This is a genomic window from uncultured Methylobacterium sp. (genome assembly GCF_964242245.1).
Lineage (GTDB): Bacteria > Pseudomonadota > Alphaproteobacteria > Rhizobiales > Beijerinckiaceae > Methylobacterium.
In genome coordinates this window covers 1-5,747 of sequence record NZ_CAXTBY010000039.1, presented here as the reverse complement: position 1 = coordinate 5,747, position 5,747 = coordinate 1, and the positions used below count along the sequence as shown (strand labels likewise).

General features: G+C 72.6%; 7 protein-coding genes. 6 read left to right on the top strand and 1 reads right to left on the bottom strand.

Annotation, left to right across the window (positions count from 1 at the left end; translation table 11 throughout):
* Window positions 1-318: 318 nt before the first annotated feature.
* From ACFE8Y_RS10775 to ACFE8Y_RS10750, 6 genes are all read left to right on the top strand, one after another.
* Complete coding sequence (locus tag ACFE8Y_RS10775; protein WP_375464382.1) at window positions 319-666, top strand: DUF2293 domain-containing protein; 348 nt, start codon at window positions 319-321, stop codon at window positions 664-666.
* Window positions 667-769: 103 nt separating this feature from the next.
* Window positions 770-1,825 carry a tRNA (adenosine(37)-N6)-threonylcarbamoyltransferase complex transferase subunit TsaD gene (tsaD, locus tag ACFE8Y_RS10770; RefSeq protein ID WP_375464381.1) on the top strand — a complete coding sequence of 352 codons (1,056 nt, stop codon included), beginning with the start codon at window positions 770-772 and terminating at the stop codon, window positions 1,823-1,825.
* A 44-nt stretch (window positions 1,826-1,869) separates the two neighbouring features.
* A complete protein-coding gene (locus ACFE8Y_RS10765) occupies window positions 1,870-2,787 on the top strand; it encodes a GNAT family N-acetyltransferase (protein WP_375464404.1) in 918 nt (305 codons plus the stop codon).
* Window positions 2,784-3,788: an NAD(P)H-dependent glycerol-3-phosphate dehydrogenase gene (locus tag ACFE8Y_RS10760; RefSeq protein ID WP_375464380.1), complete on the top strand. Its 1,005-nt coding sequence runs from the start codon at window positions 2,784-2,786 to the stop codon at window positions 3,786-3,788. The genes ACFE8Y_RS10765 and ACFE8Y_RS10760 overlap by 4 nt, the downstream gene beginning before the upstream one ends.
* A complete protein-coding gene (locus tag ACFE8Y_RS10755; RefSeq protein WP_375464379.1) occupies window positions 3,785-4,264 on the top strand; it encodes an opioid growth factor receptor-related protein in 480 nt (159 codons plus the stop codon). Before ACFE8Y_RS10760 ends, ACFE8Y_RS10755 begins: the two co-directional genes overlap by 4 nt.
* A gap of 73 nt (window positions 4,265-4,337) precedes the next feature.
* Window positions 4,338-4,754 carry an EVE domain-containing protein gene (locus ACFE8Y_RS10750; RefSeq protein ID WP_375464378.1) on the top strand — a complete coding sequence of 139 codons (417 nt, stop codon included), beginning with the start codon at window positions 4,338-4,340 and terminating at the stop codon, window positions 4,752-4,754.
* Between the two features lie 137 nt (window positions 4,755-4,891).
* Here the strand turns inward: ACFE8Y_RS10750 and ACFE8Y_RS10745 are convergent, their stop codons facing one another.
* Entirely contained in the window at window positions 4,892-5,641 is a 750-nt protein-coding gene (locus ACFE8Y_RS10745) for a solute carrier family 23 protein (protein ID WP_375464377.1), read from the bottom strand.
* Between the last annotated feature and the right edge of the window lie 106 nt (window positions 5,642-5,747).

The following is a 5,747-nucleotide window of genomic DNA, read 5'->3' as shown; positions in this document are numbered from 1 at the left end:
GGAGCTGCTGCCTTGGCGGTTGTCTTGGCCGTTGTTTTGGCGGTCGTCTCCGCGGGCTTCGGGACCGTGGCCCCGGTCGCCGCCTTCTCCGCGAAGGCGGGCGCGGTCCACAGCGCCGGGATGAGGACGAGGGCGGCCAGGAGGCGCATGGGGTCAAGCTCCGAAAACGCCCTGCCCGACGCTGGACGCGGGCAGGCGTCGCGTCGGCCAAGCCGACGATCACGCGGACGTTAAGGTGCGGGGATGCGAAAATTATGGCACGCCTACGACGCCTTTCCGTGCGGCAGACCCACGGCGGCGGACCCACGGAGCGCGTCCTTGAGCCGAACAGGACCAGACACCCTCCCACCGGGCAACCGCCGCGACGCCGTCGCACGGGCGCTCGCCCGCATCGCCCCGCGGCAGCCGGACTTCGAGGCCGCGGCGACTCTCGATCGTGCCCTGGCGAGCCCGGGCCTGCGCAGCGCGGCGTCGGAGACAGCCGCCCGCCTCGCCCTCGTCTCCTACGCCCGCCACGTCTTCACCGAGTACGACGCGCTGCTGGCCGACGGCTACGACCGCGACAGCGCGCGCCACTTCGTCCTCGATGCCCTCAACGCCGTCCTGGCCGATTGGGGCGCGGCCCCGATCCCCGAGGACGAGCCGACGACCGACCCCGTAATCTGAGGTCGCGCTGCCGCCCGCGGCGCCGGGCTCGCCGTCGTTGCCCCGGCCCGTCCCGTGCGGGTACGATGACGGCAACCGGCCCGGAGGGATCGTTGACGACGCCATGAACGTGCTGGGGATCGAGACCACCTGCGACGAGACGGCGGCGGCGATCGTCGCGCCGGGCGAGGATGGACGCGGCCTGGTCCGCTCCAACGAGGTGCTGAGCCAGATCGCCGAGCACGCGGCCTACGGCGGCGTCGTGCCCGAGATCGCGGCGCGCGCCCACGTCGAGGTGCTGGACCGCCTGATCGCCCGCGCGCTGGACCGCGCCGGCCTCGCGCTCAGGGAAATCGACGGGATCGCGGCGGCGGCCGGCCCCGGCCTCATCGGCGGCGTGCTGATCGGTCTCGTCACGGCCAAGACCCTGGCCCTCGTCGCCCGCAAGCCGCTCATCGCCGTCAACCACCTGGAGGCGCACGCGCTGACGGCGCGACTCACCGACGGCCTCGCCTTTCCCTACCTGCTGCTGCTCGCCTCCGGCGGCCACACGCAACTCGTCGCGGTGAAGGGGGTCGGCGACTACGTGCGGCTCGGCAGCACGATCGACGATGCGATCGGCGAGGCCTTCGACAAGGTCGCCAAGCTCCTGGGGCTGGCCTATCCCGGCGGCCCCGAGGTCGAGCGGATGGCCGAGGCCGGCGACCCGGAGCGCTTCGCTCTGCCGCGTCCGATGCTCGGGCGCCGCGACGCGAATTTTTCGCTATCCGGCCTCAAGACCGCGCTCCGGGTCGAGGCCGAGCGCATCGCGCCGCTCGCCGATCGGGACGTCGCCGATCTCTGCGCCGGTTTCCAGGCCGCGGTGGTGGACGTGGTGGTCGACCGCGTCCGCGTGGCGCTCCGCGCGTTCTTCGACGTTGCCGGCCATCCGACCGCGCTGGTCGCGGCGGGCGGCGTCTCGGCCAACGGCGCGATCCGTCGGGCGCTCGCCGCGCTCGCCGGCGAGGCGGGCCTCGCCTTCGTCGCGCCGCCGCTGGCCCTGTGCGGCGACAACGGCGCGATGATCGCCTGGGCCGGCATCGAGCGCCTGCGTCTCGGCCTCACCGACGACCTCACCGCGCCAGCGCGCGCCCGCTGGCCCTTCGCGGACAGCGCTCGGCCCGAGGCTATCGCCGGGTGAGACGCGCGCTACGCCTTCCCCTGCCGCGCGGCAACCTTCGGGACCTGCGACGGGACCTCTTCGAACCCGCGCTCGGCCCGGCGCCCTCGGCCGCCGAGCAGCAGGAAAGCTGGCGCACCCTCGTCGATGCGCTGCTGCCGCGGGCGGCGGCGAACCGCCCCGACTGGCCGGTACGCCACGACCATTGCTTCGCCCGCATCCTCCTCGACAACGCCTGCAACGGGCCGTGGCGCGAGAGCGTCGCGGCCCCGGCCTGGGCCAACATGCCGCCCGAGCGGCTGGCCGCGGCGATCGACCTAGGCTACGCGGTGCTCGGCGGCCGGGCCGATCTCGGACTGCTCAACCGGCGCTCGCTGCGGTGGCGCGGCAAGGCGTGGGGGATCGCCGTTCCAGAGGCGCTGGAAACGGAAACCTTGCGCCTGCGCCGCTGGCGCCGCTCGGACGACGCCCCCTTCGCGCGCCTCAACGCCGACGCGGGGGTGATGCGCTACTTTCCGAAGCGGAAATCGGCCGCCGAGAGCCTGACCGAGGCCCGGGCGCTGGACCGCCGGTTCGAGGCGGACGGCTTCGGGCCCTGGGTGGTGGAGGAGCCGGGCGGCCCGTTCCTCGGCTTCGTCGGCGCCATGCGCCTGATGCGGGCGATGCCGTTTCCCGGGGCCGAGCGGCCCGGCAGCCTCGTCGAGGTCGGCTGGCGCCTCGCGCCCGCTGCCTGGGGACGCGGCATCGCCACCCGCGGGGCGCGGCTGGCGCTGGCCGACCTGTTTGGCCGCTGCGGGGTCGCGTCGGTGGTTGCCTTCACCGCGCTCGGCAACGCGCCGTCGCGGCGGGTGATGGAGCGGCTCGGGATGCGCTGCGACGCGGCCGGGACGTTCGACCATCCCGCGCTCAGCGACGGCGATCCGCTCCGCCGCCACGTGCTGTACCGGCTCGACGCCGCGGATATCCCGGGAGCGGCGGCATGAACGGGGCGGAGGCCGAGCCCGTCGCCGTGGTCGGGGGCGGCGCCTGGGGCACGGCGCTTGCCAACGCCACCGCTGCGGCCGGCCGCGACGTGACGCTCTGGCTGCGCGACGCCGCGATGGCGGGCACGCTGGAGCGAACCCGCGAGAACGTCCGCTACCTGCCCGGTATCCCCCTGCACCCGCACATCCGCGCGACCGCTCAGGCCGGCGACCTCGGGACCGCTCGTACCGTGCTGCTCGTCACCCCGGCCCAGACCACCCGCGACGTGCTGGCCCGGCTCGCGCCCGCGTTCGCGGCGGGCGCTCCGGTGGTCCTGTGCGCCAAGGGTATCGAGCGGATCACCGGGTCGTTCATGAGCGCGGTCGCGAGCGACGTGCTGCCCGCTGGAACGCCCGTGGCGGTGCTGTCGGGCCCGAGCTTCGCGGCCGATGTCGCCCGCAACCTGCCGACGGCGGTGACGCTGGCTGCCGGGGACGGCGACCTCGCCGCGCGGCTCGCACGAGCCCTGTCGGGGCCGAGCCTGCGCCTCTACCACACTGACGACGTGCGGGGCGTCGAGATCGGCGGGGCCGGCAAGAACGTGCTCGCCATCGCGTCCGGCATCGTCGCGGGCCTGGGGCTCGGGGAGAGCGCGCGGGCGGCGCTGATCGCCCGCGCCTTCGCCGAACTGATGCGCTTCGCCCGGGCCTTGGGCGGACGGCCCGAGACGCTGATGGGCCTGTCGGGCCTCGGCGACCTCGTGCTCACGGCCTCCTCGCCGCAATCGCGCAACTTCGCCTTCGGGCAGCGCCTCGGGGCGGGCGCCTCCCCGGAGGAGGCGTCCGGCGGCAAGCTCGCCGAGGGCGCCTTCACCGCGGCCGCCCTCGTGGCGCTCGCCCGCGGGCAGGGCATCGAGATGCCGATCGCGGAGTCGGTCGCCGCGATCGTCGCCGGGCGGTCCCGGGTCGAGGACGTGGTCGCGCAGTTGCTCGCGCGGCCGTTGAAGGGCGAGGTGGAATGAGGCAATCCAAGCCGCCGCCCGCCGGCCCGATCCACGCCTTCCTTGCCGGCTCAGGCGACGGAGCCGGGCGGTCGCTGGACGCCGTGCTGGCCTTCGACAATGCCCGCATCGAGGCGGTGCACGACTTCATCCAGTGGTGCTTCCCGCTGCGCCAAGCGAGCCGCGCCGTGCCGGGAGCCCCGGTTCTCACGTCGGCCGAGGCGGAGGCGATCCGTTCCGATCCGAACGCCCGGGATGGCCTGCGGGCGGCGCTCGCGCGGATGCGCCGGTTCTACGGGGACACCGACCTGTGGCTCAGCAGGCACGACCACAACCATCTGCGCATCACGCGCATTCTCACCGCCACCCGCGATCTCCTCGGGGATGTATCGGCCCAGGACTTCCACGCGTTCGTCACCGCGCGCAACGCGGCGGCCGGCGCGCCGATCAACCCGGACAGCCTGAGGTTCTGGGCGGCGGCGGTTGGGGGAGACTGAGGTGGACATATCGTGAGGCGTGGCCTCCGCGGCCTGCCCCGACGCGCCACGTCGCGCGTGCTGCGAGGAAGCGATGACGCACTGGCTCTACAAGTCCGAACCCGCGACGTGGTCCTGGGATCAGCAGGTTGCGGCAGGGCCGACCGGCACCCACTGGAACGGGGTGCGCAACCATCTCGCCAAGAAGCATCTCATGGCGATGCGGGTCGGCGACCTCGGGTTCTTCTACCACTCGAACGAGGGCAAGGCGGTCGTCGGGATCGTGCGGGTCATCAAGCCCTATTACCCCGACCACACCGACGCGAGCGGCCGCTTCGGCATGGTCGACCTCGCCGCCGTCGAGGCGCTGCGGACCCCCGTGACCCTCGATGCGATCAAGGCGGAAGCCGCCTTGAAGGACATGGTTCTGGTCAACAATTCCCGTCTGTCCGTGCAGCCGGTGACGGGGGCCGAGTGGTCGCTCGTGCGGGCCATGGGCGGCCTTTCGTAATCGGGCTTCCTCCGTCGAGGACCCCCGATGCCGGCTCTCCCGGAGTCGCGGGCAGCAGCATCGACATCGGCGCGCCGCTGACATCGAAGGCCGGCCGGATGTCTTGCTCCGGGCCGCCCCGCGTGGCGCTCTGCCGTTCAGATGTGGCTTGCACCCTGGGCGGCGAGGACGGCGTCCTCGCTCGCCTCCTCCTGAGTGGTGCGATTGAAGTACGCGTTCAGGAGGACGGCCGCGATCGATGTCAGGATGATGCCGTCGCCGAAGATCGGCTTCAGCTCGGCCGGCATGATCCGGAAGAAGTTCGGCGAGACGATCGGGATCAGCCCGAAGCCGATCGCGACCACGAGCGTGTTGTGCGGCGCCTTCGCATAGTCGACGCTCTTCAGGATCTTGATGCCGGTGGCGGCGACCATGCCGAACATGATGAAGCCCGCGCCGCCCAGCACGCATTGCGGAACGGACGCCACGACGAAGGCGAGCTTGGGCACGAGGCCGAGCGCCAGCATGATGATCCCGCCCGCGGCGCAGACCCAGCGGCTGTAGACCCCCGTGACGCCGACGAGCCCAATGTTCTGCGAGTAGGAGACGTAGGGGAAGGTGTTGAAGAGGCCGCCGATCAGCGTTCCGATCGAGTCGGCGCGCAGCCCACGCTTGATGTCCTCGGGACCCACTGCGCGGCCGGTCATCGCCCCGAGCGCCAGGAACATGCCGGTGGCCTCGATGAAGACGATGGTCATCACGAGGCACATCGTCAGGCAGGGAATCAGGTAGAAGGTCGGAACGCCGAACTGCAGCGGCAGAACGAGACGACGAAGCGGTCTTCGTCCTCCACTCGGAACAGGGCCGGCGCACGCCTTCCCTCCCTCTCTGCGGGCTTGCGGATGCACGCATCGCTCCACGCGATCCGGGAAGAGCGGGGGTCCCCACACCCTTAGCTGGAGAGGGACAGGGTGAGGGCGGAGAACGCACCGGAGAGGTCACGCCCCTCACCCC